General features: G+C 48.7%; 17 protein-coding genes. 4 read left to right on the top strand and 13 right to left on the bottom strand.

The window, feature by feature from the left end; genetic code table 11:
• Positions 1 to 95: 95 nt before the first annotated feature.
• The gene (locus ACXAG2_RS13925; protein ID WP_442858445.1) at positions 96 to 329 is read right to left on the bottom strand and encodes a PGPGW domain-containing protein; all 234 of its coding nucleotides are present in this window, start codon (positions 327 to 329) and stop codon (positions 96 to 98) included.
• Between the two features lie 198 nt (positions 330 to 527).
• On the opposite strand from ACXAG2_RS13925, the gene ACXAG2_RS13920 reads away from it, so the two are divergent.
• Complete coding sequence (locus tag ACXAG2_RS13920) at positions 528 to 947, top strand: DUF4826 family protein (protein WP_474867876.1); 420 nt, start codon at positions 528 to 530, stop codon at positions 945 to 947.
• A gap of 50 nt (positions 948 to 997) precedes the next feature.
• On the opposite strand, the gene ACXAG2_RS13915 is transcribed toward ACXAG2_RS13920, so the two are convergent.
• The 7 genes from ACXAG2_RS13915 to ACXAG2_RS13885 all read right to left on the bottom strand — a co-directional run bounded on the left by ACXAG2_RS13915 (position 998) and on the right by ACXAG2_RS13885 (position 7,828).
• Positions 998 to 1,456 (bottom strand): GNAT family N-acetyltransferase, encoded by a 459-nt coding sequence (locus tag ACXAG2_RS13915; protein WP_119501068.1) that lies wholly within the window; start codon positions 1,454 to 1,456, stop codon positions 998 to 1,000.
• A gap of 68 nt (positions 1,457 to 1,524) precedes the next feature.
• Positions 1,525 to 2,676 carry a cupin domain-containing protein gene (locus ACXAG2_RS13910; protein ID WP_474867874.1) on the bottom strand — a complete coding sequence of 384 codons (1,152 nt, stop codon included), beginning with the start codon at positions 2,674 to 2,676 and terminating at the stop codon, positions 1,525 to 1,527.
• Positions 2,677 to 2,682: 6 nt separating this feature from the next.
• Positions 2,683 to 3,888, bottom strand: a complete 1,206-nt coding sequence (locus ACXAG2_RS13905; protein WP_474867872.1) for an adenylate/guanylate cyclase domain-containing protein — start codon at positions 3,886 to 3,888, stop codon at positions 2,683 to 2,685.
• 76 nt (positions 3,889 to 3,964) lie between these two features.
• On the bottom strand, positions 3,965 to 5,338 hold the full coding sequence (gene purB, locus ACXAG2_RS13900; RefSeq protein WP_474867870.1) for an adenylosuccinate lyase: 1,374 nt from the start codon (positions 5,336 to 5,338) through the stop codon (positions 3,965 to 3,967).
• A gap of 14 nt (positions 5,339 to 5,352) precedes the next feature.
• Positions 5,353 to 5,979: a high frequency lysogenization protein HflD gene (gene hflD, locus ACXAG2_RS13895; protein ID WP_119501072.1), complete on the bottom strand. Its 627-nt coding sequence runs from the start codon at positions 5,977 to 5,979 to the stop codon at positions 5,353 to 5,355.
• Positions 5,979 to 7,094, bottom strand: a complete 1,116-nt coding sequence (gene mnmA, locus ACXAG2_RS13890; protein WP_474867867.1) for a tRNA 2-thiouridine(34) synthase MnmA — start codon at positions 7,092 to 7,094, stop codon at positions 5,979 to 5,981. The genes hflD and mnmA overlap by 1 nt, the downstream gene beginning before the upstream one ends.
• Before the next feature lie 191 nt (positions 7,095 to 7,285).
• The gene (locus ACXAG2_RS13885) at positions 7,286 to 7,828 is read right to left on the bottom strand and encodes an rRNA large subunit pseudouridine synthase E (RefSeq protein WP_119501074.1); all 543 of its coding nucleotides are present in this window, start codon (positions 7,826 to 7,828) and stop codon (positions 7,286 to 7,288) included.
• A gap of 459 nt (positions 7,829 to 8,287) precedes the next feature.
• On the opposite strand from ACXAG2_RS13885, the gene ACXAG2_RS13880 reads away from it, so the two are divergent.
• Complete coding sequence (locus ACXAG2_RS13880) at positions 8,288 to 10,513, top strand: NADP-dependent isocitrate dehydrogenase (protein WP_474867864.1); 2,226 nt, start codon at positions 8,288 to 8,290, stop codon at positions 10,511 to 10,513.
• 153 nt (positions 10,514 to 10,666) lie between these two features.
• Here ACXAG2_RS13880 and cspD read toward each other — a convergent pair whose 3' ends face one another.
• Positions 10,667 to 10,885 (bottom strand): cold shock domain-containing protein CspD, encoded by a 219-nt coding sequence (gene cspD, locus ACXAG2_RS13875; protein WP_119501076.1) that lies wholly within the window; start codon positions 10,883 to 10,885, stop codon positions 10,667 to 10,669.
• Between the two features lie 202 nt (positions 10,886 to 11,087).
• Between cspD and clpS the strand changes: the two genes are divergently transcribed.
• Entirely contained in the window at positions 11,088 to 11,408 is a 321-nt protein-coding gene (gene clpS / locus ACXAG2_RS13870) for an ATP-dependent Clp protease adapter ClpS (RefSeq protein WP_119501077.1), read from the top strand.
• 24 nt (positions 11,409 to 11,432) lie between these two features.
• Positions 11,433 to 13,709, top strand: a complete 2,277-nt coding sequence (gene clpA, locus ACXAG2_RS13865; protein ID WP_119501078.1) for an ATP-dependent Clp protease ATP-binding subunit ClpA — start codon at positions 11,433 to 11,435, stop codon at positions 13,707 to 13,709.
• Positions 13,710 to 13,794: 85 nt separating this feature from the next.
• Here clpA and infA read toward each other — a convergent pair whose 3' ends face one another.
• The 4 genes from infA to trxB form a co-directional block, all read right to left on the bottom strand.
• Positions 13,795 to 14,013 carry a translation initiation factor IF-1 gene (gene infA, locus ACXAG2_RS13860; protein ID WP_070124261.1) on the bottom strand — a complete coding sequence of 73 codons (219 nt, stop codon included), beginning with the start codon at positions 14,011 to 14,013 and terminating at the stop codon, positions 13,795 to 13,797.
• Between the two features lie 74 nt (positions 14,014 to 14,087).
• Positions 14,088 to 14,801, bottom strand: coding sequence for an arginyltransferase (locus tag ACXAG2_RS13855; protein ID WP_474867861.1), 714 nt, complete (start codon positions 14,799 to 14,801; stop codon positions 14,088 to 14,090).
• Positions 14,798 to 15,547 (bottom strand): leucyl/phenylalanyl-tRNA--protein transferase, encoded by a 750-nt coding sequence (aat, locus tag ACXAG2_RS13850; RefSeq protein WP_474867859.1) that lies wholly within the window; start codon positions 15,545 to 15,547, stop codon positions 14,798 to 14,800. The genes ACXAG2_RS13855 and aat overlap by 4 nt, the downstream gene beginning before the upstream one ends.
• A 39-nt stretch (positions 15,548 to 15,586) precedes the next feature.
• The gene (gene trxB / locus ACXAG2_RS13845; RefSeq protein WP_303574283.1) at positions 15,587 to 16,552 is read right to left on the bottom strand and encodes a thioredoxin-disulfide reductase; all 966 of its coding nucleotides are present in this window, start codon (positions 16,550 to 16,552) and stop codon (positions 15,587 to 15,589) included.
• Positions 16,553 to 16,732 lie beyond the last annotated feature (180 nt).

The raw sequence follows: 16,732 nt of genomic DNA, 5'->3' as shown, positions 1-16,732 counted from the left end.
TATAGTTAGCTTGTAGTTTAAGGAAAGCGGGCCCATCCCAACCAGCCCGCTCAGACTCAAAAGCCGCTTAAAGCGGCTTTTTTATTGGCTGTTCTTCAGCGTGATTTACGGGCCAGCTTGCGGGAAAGCAGGAATGTATCGAGTTTACGGGCACCCCGCTGCATGCTGCCCTGAACCACCTTAAGCCACACACGGGCCTTTGGTATGTCGTAACTGAGTACAACCAGACCGGCCAGGATCAGCAGTGTTGAACCGGGAATAATGGTCAGTACAACGCCGGCAACGGCGAGCAGGGCACCAAGTGTAATTCGGATTGCTTTTATCATCATAAGTCCGGTTTTTCTCCAATGCTGACAGACTACTTTATTTATAGCAAAAACCAAGAGAATTGATGTAAGTAAGTGTAAACGCCCCTGCTGATAGCGATAGTGATAACTATCAAGCCGGGAATAATGACGAAAAATGGCGTTTGTGGTAGTTTACGAAACAGGAAAGCATTAAAAACACCATTAAAAAAGAAGTGAAGTATGACAGAGCAAACAACGCCGCAAATCACAGAACAACAACGTCAGCAGTGGCTGAATGAGCAATTTAAAAAAGCAACGAAATATCTGGCAGAAAACGGAGTTGTGGTATCCACCGTTGATGATGCAGCCAGCCGGTATCTTTATCCGTTATGGGCAGTTCTGAAAGTGAAAGCGATGGACGGTGCAGCATTCTGGGTACTGAGTGGTGACTTACCGGTAGATTTTATTTCTGCAGATAATGCAGCGAACGGTCGTGATGCATTACGCCACTTTGTTATGAGCTGGCAGCTAAAAGCAGAAAACATTCAGCGCTCGGGGATCACAGATCAGACTCAGCTACAGTTTGCAGCCATTATGCAAAACCGTGCAGAGCAACTGTATAAGTTTGTTGAGAAAGATGAAATTTGGGGTTCTGTCTGAGCTGCCGGGTATTGAGTAAGACGGAGACTTTTAAGGTTTAAAGTCTCCGCTCAATGGCATTCCTGCACGTCCGGTAGCCTGAAACGGTTGATCGGGCAAAACATACGTTGACGGGGAATGCCCGCTTCCATGAATACCGGGCCTTCCGGTGTGTAACCTCTGGCTTTATGCTCATCCACACTGGCCAGATTACAAACCACTTTCACCTGATCCACTCTGGCTGTTTTGCCCAGTTTAATTAAAGAACGGAACAAAATTTTATACACATCCAGCGTGCGGTAAGCATGCAGCACGGCGATCCGGCCAATTTCACCGTCTCTGGTAATTCTGCCGGTGGCAACCGGCTGATGATTTTCGTCTGAAACAAGGATGTGCAGGGCATCAGGGTCCCTGTCGTCGAATTCTGCCTGTCGCGGAATACGCCACTCCACAACAAATACCTGTTCGCGAAGTTCTGTAAGTCGATTTTTACCGCTCATCCAATCAACATTTTCGATTTGAAAACGCATGATTCAAACTCTGAGTTCCCTGTACGCTGCGGGACTTTCTTCATGAAAAACGCAGCGAGCCAAAAGGACTAGTTCCTTAGTTCCCAGTAACCTTTATTGATCAGTATAGACAAAAGTTGAATCATCGCAATGTCATCTGCGTCAGCAACAGGGTGTTCCGGCGGATACGGCTGGCCTGCGAGAACGGGCAGTAATAACGGTTTTAGTGAGGACGCAGCACTGAATCTTTCACCATTAACATAAAACGCAAACTCTTCATCTGCCTGATTTTCACTGTATACCGGCTTGCATCCGGGCGCACGGAAAACAGCACATCCTGCTTCAACCGCTTCAGTGATTTCAGCAAGGGTATAGGGCTCTCCCGGCACGTTTTCCGGCAGGTGCTGAGCGCTCAAAATACTGAGCAATCCATCCTGACCCTGGTCAGATTGCAGGTAATCAATCATTAGCTGTTGTAAACCTGATAACGCATCATTGCTTACCATGGAGGGATGTTCCTGCGGCAACAGGTGCGGGTCGCTGTATCGTCGTGGTGTAACACCGGCTACTGACGGCGCTGCCGCAAGATGGTCTGCCAGTTGTTGCAGTAAATCGTTCTGGTCAGGTGCACGGAAGCCAATGGAATAAGTGAGGCAGTCTTCCAGTGCAGTACCTTCGTGGGCCCAGCCCGGAGGGATATAAAGAATATCACCGGGCTTTAGTACCACATCGATGTCGGGGTTAAAAGAGGCAACCTGTTGTAAATCTTTGTGCGGGCGGCACACTTCAGCATTGTCAGGAGGCGCAACGCGCCAGCGGCGGGAACCTTTACCCTGAATAAGGAAAACATCGTACTGATCGGTATGTGCACCCACGCCGGCCCCTTCTACGGCGAAACTTATCATTACGTCATCCATTCGCCAGTAGGGGATAAAGCTGAACAACGACATTAATTCGTCCACCTCATCACTGTAACGGTCTGTCGCCTGTACGAGCAACGACCATTTGCCGTTGCATACCTGGTCGAAATCTTTAAACGGGCCGTGGGCAACGTCCCACTTATCACCGGTCCGGCTGACGATGCGGCTGTCGATGTCAGCTTCCATCGCCATGCCGGCGAGGTCATGTTCATCCAGGGGATCATCGAAATCAATAATGCCGCTGCGTATAACTAACGGGGCTTTTTGCCAGTAACTGGCGAGAAACTGATCAGGATGAAAATCAGTATTTAAGGTGTACATAAATAGTTAGTCTTTTTGTAATCGCAATGAATGGGCAACCACGTTATCGCCGACGACAAAGCTGTTAGAAAATTCAAATTGAGAGGCACCGGCATCGACGAGTTGTCCCCGGGTTCGGGCGCACACGGTGATTGTGCCGGGCTGACTGGCCTGTTCAAGCCTAGCTGCGCGGTTTACCGTTTTTCCCCAGATATCAAAATGGGGTTTATGGGCACCGATTATCCCCCCCGTGACAGAGCCGGTTGCGATCCCTATCCGGATATTACAGCCAAGGTCTTTTTCTTTTGCCAGTTCATGAAAGCTATCTAAAATTGCGCTGGCAAAGGTACACAGTGTCACCGCAGTATTTTGCTGAATATATTCAGGTACAGTAATGGTGGAGGGGATACCGGTAGCGGCCATGTATTCATCGCCGTTGGTTTTTACCTTTTCAATGCCCAGGCGCAGGGCGTGGGCATCGAACAGACGATAGAGATCGTCCAGAATCGCAACAATGCCAATGTCATCGTATTTTTCGCTGAGCTTGGTATAACCCTGAAGGTCTGCGAAAAGCACTGAGACATTGGTGATTTTTTCTGTGTGCCCTAAGGGCCAGTGTTTACTTTTATCGTCCGGCGCAGCCGGCAACATGCTTTTCAGCAAGGTTGTGTTGCGGCGTTCCGACAACAATAAGGCTTCTGCCTGTTTTTCAATTTTATCTCTGACCAGCCTGAGCATGACAAGCCCACCGGAAACCAGAATGATGGCATTAGACAGGCGCAATGTGGCCCAGGTATGGGTTTCACTGAATACAATTACGCCTTCCACGATGATGTACAACAGGCCGTAAGTATATTCAGCAAAGCGGCGTTGTTGCTGTTCGCTGCGGGGAAAAATAAAGCCGCTGGTGATCATACCGACCAGCAGGAGCTGTTGTAATCCCGTGTCTTTTTCCCACATCAGTGATAGTAGCGTGATGAGGGTCATACAACTGGTGACAAAAATAAACCGCGCGCGATCTGCGGCATCCGGTTGATTACGGTAAGTCAGCGCAAGGGTGCTGCTGAACAGGAGTGCATGGGTGGCGATAAGCAACAGAATCGACACTGAATAGTCTTCAAGAATAAAAACAACAATCAGTGTATAGGCAGCCAGACCGGCTAAAACCGCAAGTGATAATGTCCGTACCAGTGAAAGCATTGAAACACTGGTTTTGCTAGCATGTGAATTCACAAGTATCCTGAAAAGAAGAAGGGCTGCACAGCAGCCCTAATATTCATACCGGTGACTAAATAGTATACCGTGACATTTATTCCGGCAACTGATCAACAAGGCGAATTGCATCACCGATGTAGTTAGCAGGAGACAAGGTTTTCAGTTCTGCTTTCACTGCGTCAGGCAGAGCCAGCCCGTCGATGAATTCAGCCATCACTTCTGCATTGACTTTCTTACCACGGGTCAGCTCTTTGAGCTTCTCGTAAGGCTTTTCAATGCCGTAACGACGCATAACGGTTTGTACCGGCTCAGCCAGCAGTTCCCAGTTGTTGTCCAGTTCAGCAAGCAGGCTGGCTTCGTTAACTTCCAGTTTGCTGATCCCCTTCAGGGTCGCCTGATAAGCAATAACCGCATATCCCACACCAACACCCAGATTACGCAGAACTGTAGAGTCTGTCAGGTCGCGCTGCCAGCGTGATACAGGCAGTTTGGCGGCCAGGTGGTCGAAAATTGCGTTTGCCAGACCCAGATTACCTTCTGAGTTTTCAAAGTCGATTGGATTGACTTTGTGCGGCATGGTAGAAGAACCGATCTCACCGGCAATGGTTTTTTGCTTGAAGTGACCGAGCGCAATGTAGCCCCAGACGTCACGGTCAAAATCCAGTACGATGGTGTTGAAACGGGCCACTGCATCAAACAGCTCAGCAATGTAATCGTGAGGTTCGATTTGTGTGGTGTACGGGTTCCATGTCAGGCCCAGGCTGGTAACAAATTTTTCTGACAAGGCGTGCCAGTCAGTATCTGCATACGCAGACAGGTGAGCATTATAGTTGCCCACTGCACCGTTGATTTTACCCAGCAGAGTGACCGCAGCAATCTGGTCGCGCTGACGGCGTAAACGCATGGCGACGTTCGCCATTTCTTTACCCATAGTAGTAGGCGATGCAGGCTGGCCGTGAGTACGGGCCATCATCGGAATGGTTTTGTATTCCTTCGCCAGACGGGTAAGTTCACTGATCAGCTTATCGCAATAAGGCAGAAGCACGGTGTCACGGGCTTCAGTCAACATCAGGCCGTGAGACAGGTTGTTGATGTCTTCTGAGGTACACGCAAAGTGAATGAATTCACTGATCGCGTTTAATTCGCTGTTGCCTTCTACCTTTTCTTTTAAGAAGTACTCAACCGCCTTCACATCGTGATTCGTTGTGCGCTCAATCTCTTTAATGCGCATTGCATCATCAACAGAAAAAGAAGCAACAATGTCGTTCAGCAGTGCGTGAGATTCATCGCTAAAAGCAGGGACTTCAGTAATTGAAGCCTGTTCAGACAGCATTTGTAACCATCTTACTTCTACCTGAACACGGTATTTCAATAAGCCGTATTCACTGAAAATGCTGCGCAGCTCTGCACTTTTACTTGCATAGCGGCCATCGACAGGGGAAATTGCGGTTAACTGAGTCAGTTCCACCTTTAGCTCCTAAACTAATTGATTAATCTCAGTGCAAGAGTTGCACTGTGTAAAATTTGTTTGCGGTTAAAGAGTATCTGGCGGCGCCGGCCGCCCATTTGCCGCCACATGACGGCAGCACGCACACCCGCTAACAGCAGGGCACGGACCCGCTGCTGGTTAAGGGGACGGCTCAAATGTTCTGTATTGCCGGCTACCTGAATTTTCGGCGCCAGCGGGCTGATAATATCACTGTAAATACTGGCCAGGGAGGCAATGATCTGACTGTTGTCAAAATCTACATGTGCCAGCTGTCGCTGAACGTGGGAAATACGCTGGCTCAATTCATTCAGGGCTGCCGGTTTGGCGCTGAGTTTTCTTTCCAGGCCAAGCAGGCTGGCAACATAACGGGTGAGTTCGGCATCTTTATGACTGCTGCGGCCGGAGAGCTGGGAGACAATGCTCTGATAACCCATCTTCAAATTGCTTAACTGCCCGAAAACATGTTGTGGTGATTCCGGGTCGGTCACCAGGATACTCGACAGGCTGGCCTCACAGGCTTCTGTATCTACAGTGCCTGCGCGCGCGACTTTTTGTACCAGTGCTGCGGCCTGACAAACGCCTGCCAGCGCAATATGTTGCTCTATTTTAGGATCCAGCATCACCGTATGTAACTCTCAATGATTCCGCCACCCAGACAGACTTCTTCCTTATAAAACACCGCAGACTGGCCAGGCGTCACCGCTTTTTGCGGCTCATCGAAGAGCACTTCTATCAAATCATCATTAAGCGGACGAATAGTGCAGGGGATGTCTGTCTGACGGTAACGGGTTTTAACAACAGCACGCACCGTTTCAGTTACAGGGGTTCTGTCTACCCAGTGCAGTTGCCGGGCGATCAGTCCTTTGGAATACAGACGGGGATGATCAGCACCCTGACCGACGATGAGCACATTACGTTCAACGTCTTTGTCTACCACGTACCACGGATCGTCACCATGGGCCGCGAGGCCTCCAATGTGTAACCCTTTTCTCTGACCCAGCGTGTGATACATCAGGCCTTCGTGTTCGCCGATAACTTCGCCTTCAGCGGTTTCGATAACACCCGGCTGTGCAGGAAGATATTTAGACAGGAAGTCTTTGAATTTACGCTCACCGATAAAACAAATGCCGGTGGAGTCCTTTTTGTCAGCCGTTACCAGTCCCTGTTCTTCAGCGATTTCACGGACACGGGGCTTTTCCAGTTCGCCAACAGGGAACAATGTTTTAGCGACATGTTCTTCGCCCAGCGTATAAAGAAAGTAACTCTGATCTTTATTACCATCCAGGCCACGTAACATTTGCCAGCGACCGTCTTTCTCACGGCGGCGTACATAATGGCCGGTAGCAATGTAATCTGCACCTAAGTCTTCAGCTGCAAATTCCAGGAAGGCTTTAAACTTAATTTCTTTATTACACATGATGTCCGGGTTAGGCGTTCTGCCGGCTTTGTATTCTTCCAGGAAGTATTCAAATACATTATCCCAGTACTCAGCGGCGAAATTGATCGTGTGTAATTCAATGCCCAGTTTATCAGCCACGGCCTGTGCATCAGCTAAATCTTCTGCAGCTGCACAATATTCGTCGTTGTCATCTTCTTCCCAGTTTTTCATGAAAAGCCCTTCTACCTGGTAACCCTGCTGCTGCAAGAGATACGCAGAAACAGAAGAATCTACACCGCCGGACATACCGACAATGACTTTTTGAGATGCAGGTGAAGGTGTTGAATTTGATGACATATTAACTCTTAGTGGATTTCCAATTTATCTGGCTGACTCAGGGTCGCGGATTCTACCAGAATTATCTGGCTATGGCACGGCAGTAACCCGGCAATTCAGCTATAACTTGTGCCTTTTTGTAAAAAGTATAGAAGCCTGCTGCCATTGCACAATTGCCGGTACGGATTTTCCTCAGGCTCTGTCAGGGAAAATTACTGGATTTGCAGGTATTCGCCGTTAGCAATGCCATCAATGGTCCAGTTGCCGATACGGTACCGGATCAGTCTGAGCGTCGGGAATCCCACGTGGGCTGTCATCCTTCTGACCTGACGGTTTTTGCCTTCGGTAAGGGTCACCGATAACCAGCTGGTGGGAATGTGCTGCCGGAACCTCACTGGCGGATTGCGCGGCCACAGTGCCGGTTCATCCATGCGGTGTACTTTTGCCGGCCGCGTAAGGCCGTCTTTCAGTTCCACACCATCACACAGCTGTTGTATGGCCTCATCTGTGGGCTCTCCCTCGACCTGCACCCAGTAGGTTTTACTGGTTTTGGCTTTAGGATTTGCCAGACGGTGCTGCAGTTTGCCATCGTCTGTGAGTACCAGTAACCCTTCGGAATCTCTGTCGAGCCTGCCGGCTGCATACACGCCGGGAACGGGAATGAAGTCTTTCAGGGTTTGTCTGCCTTCCTGATCGGTAAACTGTGTCAGTACGTTGAATGGCTTATTGAACAGCAGAATTTTGCCCGCCGGCATTTGTCACTCCCGGAAAATAGTCAGAACCGGTGCGCATGCTACCGCAAAAATGCCGGCGGGGCGGACTGTCTGTGTCACTTTTTTGAAGAAAAAAAACGAAATTGCAAAAAAAGATCAGGAAATTGACAAAAATTAGATTGATCTTCACGCTTAAGACAATGGTATGACTTGTAACTCCTACGTTCGACCCTATACTATTGAGCGCGGTAATTTCGGCAGGACAGGGTGCGTCTGCAAGGCGGGCCCGCAAAAATGACGAATTGGGTGTAGTGTTCGTGGGCGAGAGGACATTACACAGTGATCTGTAAACTACAGATATAGACCAGACTGAAAGGTTATTTCAGTAATCGTGATCAGAATCTTACGATATTACCGGAATGCCCTGCATATTATAGCGATTCCACGCGGGGTTAATGGAATAAATCAGGTAGCTCTTTACCGACAACTTTGAGGTATATAATGACCAAAGCTAAGTCGACTATCATCTACACAAAAACAGATGAAGCGCCAATGCTGGCGACTTACTCTTTACTGCCAATCATTGAGAAATTTGCTAAATCTGCTGACATCGACATCGAGTTAAGCGATATTTCACTGGCTGCGCGTATTCTCGCCAACTTCCCGGATTACCTGAACGACGATCAAAAAGTGCCTGACGCACTGACTGACCTGGGTGAAAAAACGCAGGATCCAGAAGCAAACATCATTAAACTGCCTAACATCAGTGCATCTATTCCCCAATTGCGTGCAGCAATCAAAGAATTAAACGCCAAAGGCTATAGCGTTCCTCCGTTCCCTGAAGATCCTAAAACGGACGAAGAAAAAGACATCCGTGAACGTTACGGAAAAGTACTGGGTTCTGCTGTTAACCCGGTTCTGCGTGAAGGTAACTCAGACCGCCGTGCACCTACAGCGGTTAAAAACTTCGCGAAGAAACACCCGCATTCAATGGGTGAGTGGAGCCAGGCTTCACGCTCTCACGTTGCGCACATGCGCGGCGGCGATTTCTACTCAAGTGAGAAGTCCACTACTGTTGAGAAAGATGGCTACGTAAGCATCGAATTTACCGGTAAAGACGGTAGCAAGAAAACCCTGAAGCCACGTGTAGATCTGCTGGCGGGTGAAGTTATCGACGGTATGTTCATGAGCAAGAAAGCCCTGTGCAAATTCTTCGAAGAACAAATCGAAGATGCGAAGCAAACCGGCATTCTGTTCTCACTACACGTGAAAGCGACCATGATGAAGGTGTCTCACCCCATCGTATTCGGTCACTGCGTAAAAGTGTTTTATAAAGAACTGTTCGACAAGCACGGCGATCTGTTTAAAGAACTGGGTGTTAACCCTAACAATGGTTTAGGCAGCGTTTACGACAAAATCGCTTCTCTGCCGGAATCACAGCGTTCTGAAATCGAAAAAGACATCAACGCCTGTTACGCTGACCGTCCGCCTATGGCAATGGTTAACTCAGACAAAGGTATTTCTAACCTGCACGTACCTTCAGACGTTATCGTTGATGCGTCTATGCCTGCAATGATCCGTAACAGCGGTCAGATGTGGGGACCGGATGGTAAGGCGCACGATACTAAAGCGGTTATCCCCGAGTCTACTTATGCGACTATCTATCAGGAAGTGATTAACTTCTGTAAGACCCACGGTGCATTTGATCCTACTACCATGGGTACAGTGCCTAACGTTGGTCTGATGGCGCAGAAAGCGGAAGAGTACGGTTCACACGATAAGACATTTGAACTGGAAGCTGACGGTACTGTACAAATCATCGATCAGGACGGAAATGTGCTGATTGAGCACAATGTTGAAGAAGGCGATATCTGGCGTATGTGTCAGGCGAAAGACGCGCCGATTCAGGATTGGGTTAAACTGGCCGTTACCCGTGCACGTAACTCTGGTATGCCGGCAGTATTCTGGCTGGACGATGAGCGTGCCCACGATGCACAGCTTATCAAGAAAGTTGAGAAGTACCTGAAAGACCACGACACGAATGGTCTGGAAATCCACATCATGTCACCTGTACGTGCGATTCGTTTCTCTATGGAACGTGCAATCCGCGGCCTGGATACTATCTCCGTAACAGGTAACGTTCTGCGTGACTATCTGACTGACCTGTTCCCGATTCTGGAACTGGGTACCAGTGCGAAGATGCTGTCTATCGTGCCTCTGATGGCCGGTGGTGGTCTGTACGAGACTGGTGCGGGTGGTTCTGCACCTAAGCACATTCAGCAGTTCGTTGAAGAAGGTCACTTACGCTGGGATTCACTGGGTGAATTCCTGGCACTGGCAGTGTCTCTTGAAGAGTTGGCTATCAAGCACAGCAACTCTAAAGCGAAAGCACTGGCGGTTGCCCTTGATAAGGCGACTGAGAAGCTGCTGAACACCGGTAAGTCACCTGAGCGTAAAGTGGGTCAGCTGGATAACCGCGGCAGCCATGTATGGCTGGCGCTGTACTGGGCTGAAGCACTCACTGAGCAGACTGAAGATAAAGAGCTGGCTGAACTGTTCAAGCCAACTCTGGAAGCGATGACTGCGAACATCGACAAAATCATCGAAGAAATCGATGCGTCTCAGGGGCAGCCACAGGATATCGGCGGTTACTACTTCCCTGACGAAGACAAGCTGTATGCAGCGATGTCTCCAAGCAAAACGCTGCAGGAGTCCCTGTCTAAGTAAGCGTTTAAGCAAGAACCAAAAAACCCGGCTTTCGCCGGGTTTTTTATTTGGTAGCGGTAAATTTGAAGACACCGCTGAAAATGGCGCATAAAAAAGGCCTTCTACCGACTGCCGAATCGCAGTAAAAAGCCCTTTGAGATGCTTTTTTGAATTTTAACGTTCAGGTTCTTCGACAACACCAATGTTTTCTGCGTGAAGGCCCTTAGGACCCTGCTGTACATCAAACGTTACTTCCTGGCCTGCCTTGAGAGAACGGTATCCATCCATCTGAATGGTGGAGTAGTGGGCAAAAATGTCCTCTCCGCCGTCCTCAGGAACGATAAATCCAAATCCTTTAGCATTGTTAAACCATTTAACTTTACCAACCGCCATACATCGACTTCCTCTTAATCCTTGAACTCATAATACTATGCCCCCACAATAGAAATATGAGGAGCACGATGGCTATGCGCGTCACTCGCATGGCCATAGTTAAAACTGTAGATATTTTAACCATTGAATGTCAAGCGTAAATTAAAGATTATTTATTTACAAAAAAATCGGCTAATCTGCGCTAAGGCACTATTATTGTACTATGAGTAAAGACAACGCGATCAGTATAGACAGAGAAAAAGAGAGGCTTGCGGAGCGACAGAAGACGCAGCCGCCGCCAATGTATAAAGTGTTGTTGAACAACGACGATTACACGCCGATGGACTTCGTGGTCGAAGTACTCATGCATTTTTTTAATATGGATGCTGAGAAGGCCAATCAGACTATGCTCACCGTACATTATCAGGGACGTGCTGTGTGTGGCATATTTACTGCAGAGATTGCAGAAACCAAAGTGATGCAGGTCAATCAGTATGCGCGTAAGCATCAACACCCGCTTATGTGCACCATGGAACAGGCATAGGTCTATTAACAGAGGGCGAGCGATATGTTGAATAAAGAGTTAGAGCAAACGCTGAACGAAGCTTTCGTGTTTGCCAGAGAACATCGTCACGAATTCATGACGGTAGAGCATCTGTTGCTGGCGCTGATGGATAATTCTGCCGCCCGGGACGCACTTAAAGCGTGTGGTGCCAATATCGAGCAAATCAAAAGCGAACTTATCGAGTTTGTTAAAGATACCACGCCACTCATTATGGATGAGCAGGCAAATGACCGTGAGACGCAGCCAACTTTAGGTTTCCAGCGTGTACTTCAGCGCGCGGTTTTTCATGTGCAATCATCAGGCAAAGACGAGGTAACCGGTGCGAACGTGCTGGTGGCTATTTTCTCCGAGCAGGAATCTCAGGCGGTTTATATTCTCAAACGTGCTGACGTCACCCGTCTTGATGTGGTGAATTACATCAGTCACGGTGTCAGTAAAAATGAAGATGAAAGTCCTGCCGGTGCTGAAAGTCAGGAAGAGACAGCAGAGGGCGAAGAGTCCGGTTCTGCACTGAGCAAATATTCTACTGATCTGAACCGTCAGGCGAAGGACGGTAAAATTGACCCGTTAATCGGACGTGATGCGGAAGTAGAGCGTACGATTCAAATTCTGTGTCGTCGCCGTAAAAACAACCCGCTGCTGGTGGGTGAAGCCGGCGTAGGTAAAACGGCTATTGCCGAAGGTTTAGCTTACCGCATCGTTAACGATGACGTGCCGGACGTGATTGCCGACAGTACGGTGTATTCTCTGGACTTAGGCGGCTTGCTGGCCGGTACCAAGTATCGCGGTGACTTTGAAAAACGGTTAAAAGCCATTCTTAAAGAACTCAGCAAAGACGAAAACGCCATTTTATTTATTGATGAAATTCATACGATCATCGGTGCCGGTGCGGCATCCGGTGGTGTGATGGATGCATCTAATTTGCTGAAGCCAAAACTGAGTTCCGGTGAATTGCGTTGCATCGGTTCTACCACCTATCAGGAATACCAGGGCATTTTTGAAAAAGACAGGGCACTTGCCCGTCGCTTCCAGAAAGTCGACGTGGTGGAGCCCTCAGTGAGCGATACGACCAAGATCCTGCTGGGTCTGAAGTCCCGTTACGAAGAGCACCATAGCGTTCGTTTTACCCAGAAAGCACTTCAGGCTGCTGCAGAGCTGTCTGCCAAGTACATCAACGAACGCCATTTGCCGGACAAAGCCATTGACGTCATGGACGAAGCAGGCGCCAGTCAGCGTTTGCTGCCGGTGTCCCGCCGTAAGAAAACCATCAATGTGGCTGATATCGAGCAAATCATCGCTAAGATGGCCCGGATCCCTGAGAAGTCCGTGTCTGCCTCCGACCGTCAGGCGCTGAAACATCTTGGCCGTGACCTGAAAATGGTGGTATTTGGTCAGGACAAAGCCATTGAGACGCTGACAGACGCGATTCACTTATCCCGTGCCGGTCTGGGCAGTGAAGAGAAGCCTATCGGCAGTTTCCTGTTCGCCGGTCCTACCGGTGTAGGTAAGACGGAAGTCACACAGCAACTGGCAAAAATCATGGGTGTGGAGCTTATCCGTTTCGATATGTCGGAATACATGGAGCGCCACGCGGTAAGCCGTTTAATCGGTGCGCCTCCGGGATATGTCGGTTTCGATCAGGGCGGTCTGCTTACCGATGCGGTCATTAAAAACCCGTATTCGGTAGTGCTGCTGGATGAAATCGAAAAAGCCCACAGTGATATTTACAATATTCTGCTGCAGGTCATGGATCACGGTACGCTGACGGATAACAACGGCCGTAAGGTTGACTTCCGTAATGTGGTCCTGGTCATGACCACTAATGCCGGCGTGCAGGAAACCGTTCGTAAATCTATCGGCTTCCAGCAACAGGATCACAGTCATGATGCCATGTCGGAAATCAACAAGGTGTTTACCCCTGAGTTCCGTAACCGTCTTGACGGTATTATCTGGTTCAATCACCTTGGCACCGACGTTATTCTGCAAGTGGTCGATAAGTTCCTGGTGGAACTGGAAGCACAGCTGGATACCAAAGGTGTTACCTTTGAAGTCACGCCGGCTGCAAGGGCGTATCTTGCTGAGAAAGGTTACGATAAATCTATGGGCGCACGGCCTATGTCACGCCTTATAAAAGAGGAAGTGAAGAAAGAGCTGGCTAACGAACTGTTGTTCGGAGAGTTGAGCAAAGGTGGCAGTGTGAAAGTCGATTTGGGTGAAAACAAACTGGAGTTCTCTTTCTCCGGTGCGGAAACTCGGAATGAAGAGGCGGAATCCAACTAAGGATTTCGCGCTCAACCCGACTTAAAAACAAAAAGCCCGGTGATATCACCGGGCTTTTTTTTAAGATTCTACAGACTACTGAGTATTATCTTGCACGATAAACGATGCGACCTTTAGTCAGATCGTACGGCGTCATCTCTACGGTTACCTTGTCACCAGTAAGAATGCGGATATAGTTCTTACGCATTTTGCCGGAGATGTGTGCAGTCACAACGTGACCGTTCTCAAGTTCAACGCGGAATTGTGTGCTTGGAAGTGTGTCAACCACGGTTCCTTCCATTTCGATAGAATCTTCTTTTGCCATGAAAAGCAGTTACCTCAGTAAGTCAAAATTTTGCCGCGCAGACATTAACCAATAAACGCCCGTGTGTAAAGGGTTCAGGCTTTATTTGAGCTGAATTTTTGCCAATTCATGTCAAATAAACGTTCATGGGGCAAAAATTTCGTTTTGTAATTCATTTTATTGCACTCGTCTATCTGATAACCGAGATACAAAAAATTGCGGGCATCGGATTTAGCATGGGCGATTTGCTGTAATATCATCCACGTGCCCATTGACGAGGACGATAACTCAGGCGCAAAAAACGTATACAGCGCTGAGAAAGAAGCTGTACCGTCACAATGACGGATGTCATCGGTAACGGCCACTGCAACCAGCTCATCTCCGTCCCGCGCTTCAATAAATACGGGGGGATTCCAGTTGCAGATAATGAAACTGTTATACTGGTCTCTGTTAGCCGGATACATGCTGCCGTCGGTATGGCGCTCATTAATGTACCGCTCGTAAAGAGGGTAGTATTCGTCTTTCGGTGTTGATGACAGCGTAGTGGTGAGGTGACTGTTGCGCTTCAGCACACGTCGCTGACTTCTTGAGGGCGAAAACTGTGCCACAGGAATACGTACCGACTGGCAGGCTTCGCAGGTAGGGCAGTGGGGCCGGTAAATTTGATCGCCACTGCGACGGAATCCGGCCTGAATCAGCTGTCCGTAACGATAGCGGAGATCCTGTTCAGTTTCTGCAAATACCAGTAACTGTTCATTCTTATCCGGTAAATAACTGCAGGCGAAAGACTGCGTAAGCCCAAACTTCATGGCGTTATATTTCCACCTTGCCAACTACTACGATATGAGGCAGTTATTCTGCCGTTTTCGTCTATTGTAGCATTATGTTGACGTAAGCGGTCAATAAATGTGCTTCTGGGAATGGTTTGCGCCCCGAGGGACTGCAAATGTTCCGTAGGTAACTGGCAGTCAATAAATGCAAGATTATGGTTTTGCATGTGTTTTACCAGCGCCAGCATGGCCAGCTTGGATGTATTCGGTTCTTTGTGGAACATGGATTCACCACAAAAAACACCACCTACTGCCACACCGTACAAGCCGCCGGCCAGTTGATTGTCTTCATTCCATACTTCAACAGAGTGGGCAATGCCGGCTCGGTGTAGTCTTTCGTATGCGGTAATCATGTCACCGGTGATCCAGGTATCCGACGACAGTTCATTACTGTCAGGCCGGTAGCGGGGAATGGATGAGCAAGCACGGATAACCGCGTAGAAATCTTCATTCAGCGTGACGCGGTACTGTTTTCGTTTTGCCAGTTTTTTCAGACTTTTAGATACGTGAAAGCCATCCAGCTCAATGATTGCTCTTGGATCCGGCGACCACCAGAGTACCGGCTCATCATCGCTGAACCAGGGGAAAATGCCGTTGGAGTAAGCCTGAAATAATCGGGGGGCATCCAGTGTTGCGCCGTAAGCCAGCAGGCCGTCAGGTTCTTTCAGTGCAGTTGAAACAGGCGGAAAAGGCGTATCAACATTCAGGTAAGGAAGTTCAATCATGGAATCACGGGGCAGGGAAGCTGCCCCGTACCTCAGTTATCAGCCTTGTTCCGGGCGGAAACCGTCGAGGAATTTTTCTGCATCCAGTGCAGCCATACAACCGGTACCGGCTGAGGTAATTGCCTGACGATAAATATGATCGCTCACATCACCGGCAGCAAAAATACCTTCCACCGAGGTTTGTGTGGCATTACCCTGCAGACCGCTCTGAACAACAATATAGCCGTCTTTCATTTCAAGCTGACCTTCAAAAATATCCGTGTTCGGCTTGTGGCCAATGGCAATAAACAGGCCCATTACATCGATTTCTTCTTTGGCATCGGACTGCGTGTCAGCGATACGGACTTTGGTTACGCCCATTTCATCGCCCAGCACTTCGTCCAGCGTTTTATTCAGGTGCAGAACCACGTTACCGTTTTCTGCTTTGTCCAGCAGACGCTGCTCAAGAATTTTTTCACTGCGGAAAGTGTCACGACGGTGAATAACGTGAACTTCAGACGCGATGTTCGACAGATACAGTGCTTCTTCCACGGCAGTATTACCGCCGCCCACAACCGCTACTTTCTGGTTACGGTAGAAGAATCCGTCACAGGTTGCGCAGGCAGAGACCCCTTTACCTTTGAACGCTTCTTCAGATTCCAGACCCAGGTATTTCGCAGAAGCACCGGTTGCGATGATCAGTGCATCACAGGTATAAGTGCCTGAATCACCGTAAAGGGTGAACGGGCGCTTACTGAAATCAGTTTTGTTGATGTGGTCAAAAATGATTTCTGTATTGAATTTCTCTGCGTGTTTTTGCATGCGTACCATCAGATCAGGACCTGTCAGTCCTTCAGGGTCGCCCGGCCAGTTTTCAACTTCTGTGGTTGTTGTTAACTGTCCACCCTGCTGAATACCTGTTAACAGTACAGGTTCAAGGTTTGCTCTGGCCGCATAGACTGCTGCGGAATATCCTGCCGGGCCAGAGCCGAGAATAAGTAGACGGACGTGTCTGCTTTCTGCCATTTCTATCTCCAATGCTTTCACTCATCGCCGCTGACAACGAGCCTTTAAATGATGGTATCTTTATGTGGGTCAATATCGCATATTCAACCTGAATTGAGTATGACTTTTCATTACAATATATGTCAGTAATGTAACCTGAGCCGTTAACCGGGCTATAATAAACCAAACCGCAGTATATTT

This window comes from Alteromonas sp. ABH4_456, assembly GCF_056160645.1.
The sequence above is the reverse complement of the archived record's forward strand: the minus strand, read 5'-3'. Positions and strand labels throughout refer to the sequence as shown.

Excerpts from the sequence above, each read along its gene's own strand:
- ACXAG2_RS13925 (WP_442858445.1), bottom strand. The coding sequence starts at position 329 with ATGATGATAAAAGCAATCCGAATTACACTTGGTGCCCTGCTCGCCGTT.
- ACXAG2_RS13920 (WP_474867876.1), top strand. The coding sequence starts at position 528 with ATGACAGAGCAAACAACGCCGCAAATCACAGAACAACAACGTCAGCAG.
- ACXAG2_RS13915 (WP_119501068.1), bottom strand. The coding sequence starts at position 1,456 with ATGCGTTTTCAAATCGAAAATGTTGATTGGATGAGCGGTAAAAATCGA.
- ACXAG2_RS13910 (WP_474867874.1), bottom strand. The coding sequence starts at position 2,676 with ATGTACACCTTAAATACTGATTTTCATCCTGATCAGTTTCTCGCCAGT.
- hflD (WP_119501072.1), bottom strand. The coding sequence starts at position 5,979 with ATGCTGGATCCTAAAATAGAGCAACATATTGCGCTGGCAGGCGTTTGT.
- mnmA (WP_474867867.1), bottom strand. The coding sequence starts at position 7,094 with ATGTCATCAAATTCAACACCTTCACCTGCATCTCAAAAAGTCATTGTC.
- ACXAG2_RS13885 (WP_119501074.1), bottom strand. The coding sequence starts at position 7,828 with ATGCCGGCGGGCAAAATTCTGCTGTTCAATAAGCCATTCAACGTACTG.
- ACXAG2_RS13880 (WP_474867864.1), top strand. The coding sequence starts at position 8,288 with ATGACCAAAGCTAAGTCGACTATCATCTACACAAAAACAGATGAAGCG.
- cspD (WP_119501076.1), bottom strand. The coding sequence starts at position 10,885 with ATGGCGGTTGGTAAAGTTAAATGGTTTAACAATGCTAAAGGATTTGGA.
- clpS (WP_119501077.1), top strand. The coding sequence starts at position 11,088 with ATGAGTAAAGACAACGCGATCAGTATAGACAGAGAAAAAGAGAGGCTT.
- clpA (WP_119501078.1), top strand. The coding sequence starts at position 11,433 with ATGTTGAATAAAGAGTTAGAGCAAACGCTGAACGAAGCTTTCGTGTTT.
- infA (WP_070124261.1), bottom strand. The coding sequence starts at position 14,013 with ATGGCAAAAGAAGATTCTATCGAAATGGAAGGAACCGTGGTTGACACA.
- ACXAG2_RS13855 (WP_474867861.1), bottom strand. The coding sequence starts at position 14,801 with ATGAAGTTTGGGCTTACGCAGTCTTTCGCCTGCAGTTATTTACCGGAT.
- aat (WP_474867859.1), bottom strand. The coding sequence starts at position 15,547 with ATGATTGAACTTCCTTACCTGAATGTTGATACGCCTTTTCCGCCTGTT.
- trxB (WP_303574283.1), bottom strand. The coding sequence starts at position 16,552 with ATGGCAGAAAGCAGACACGTCCGTCTACTTATTCTCGGCTCTGGCCCG.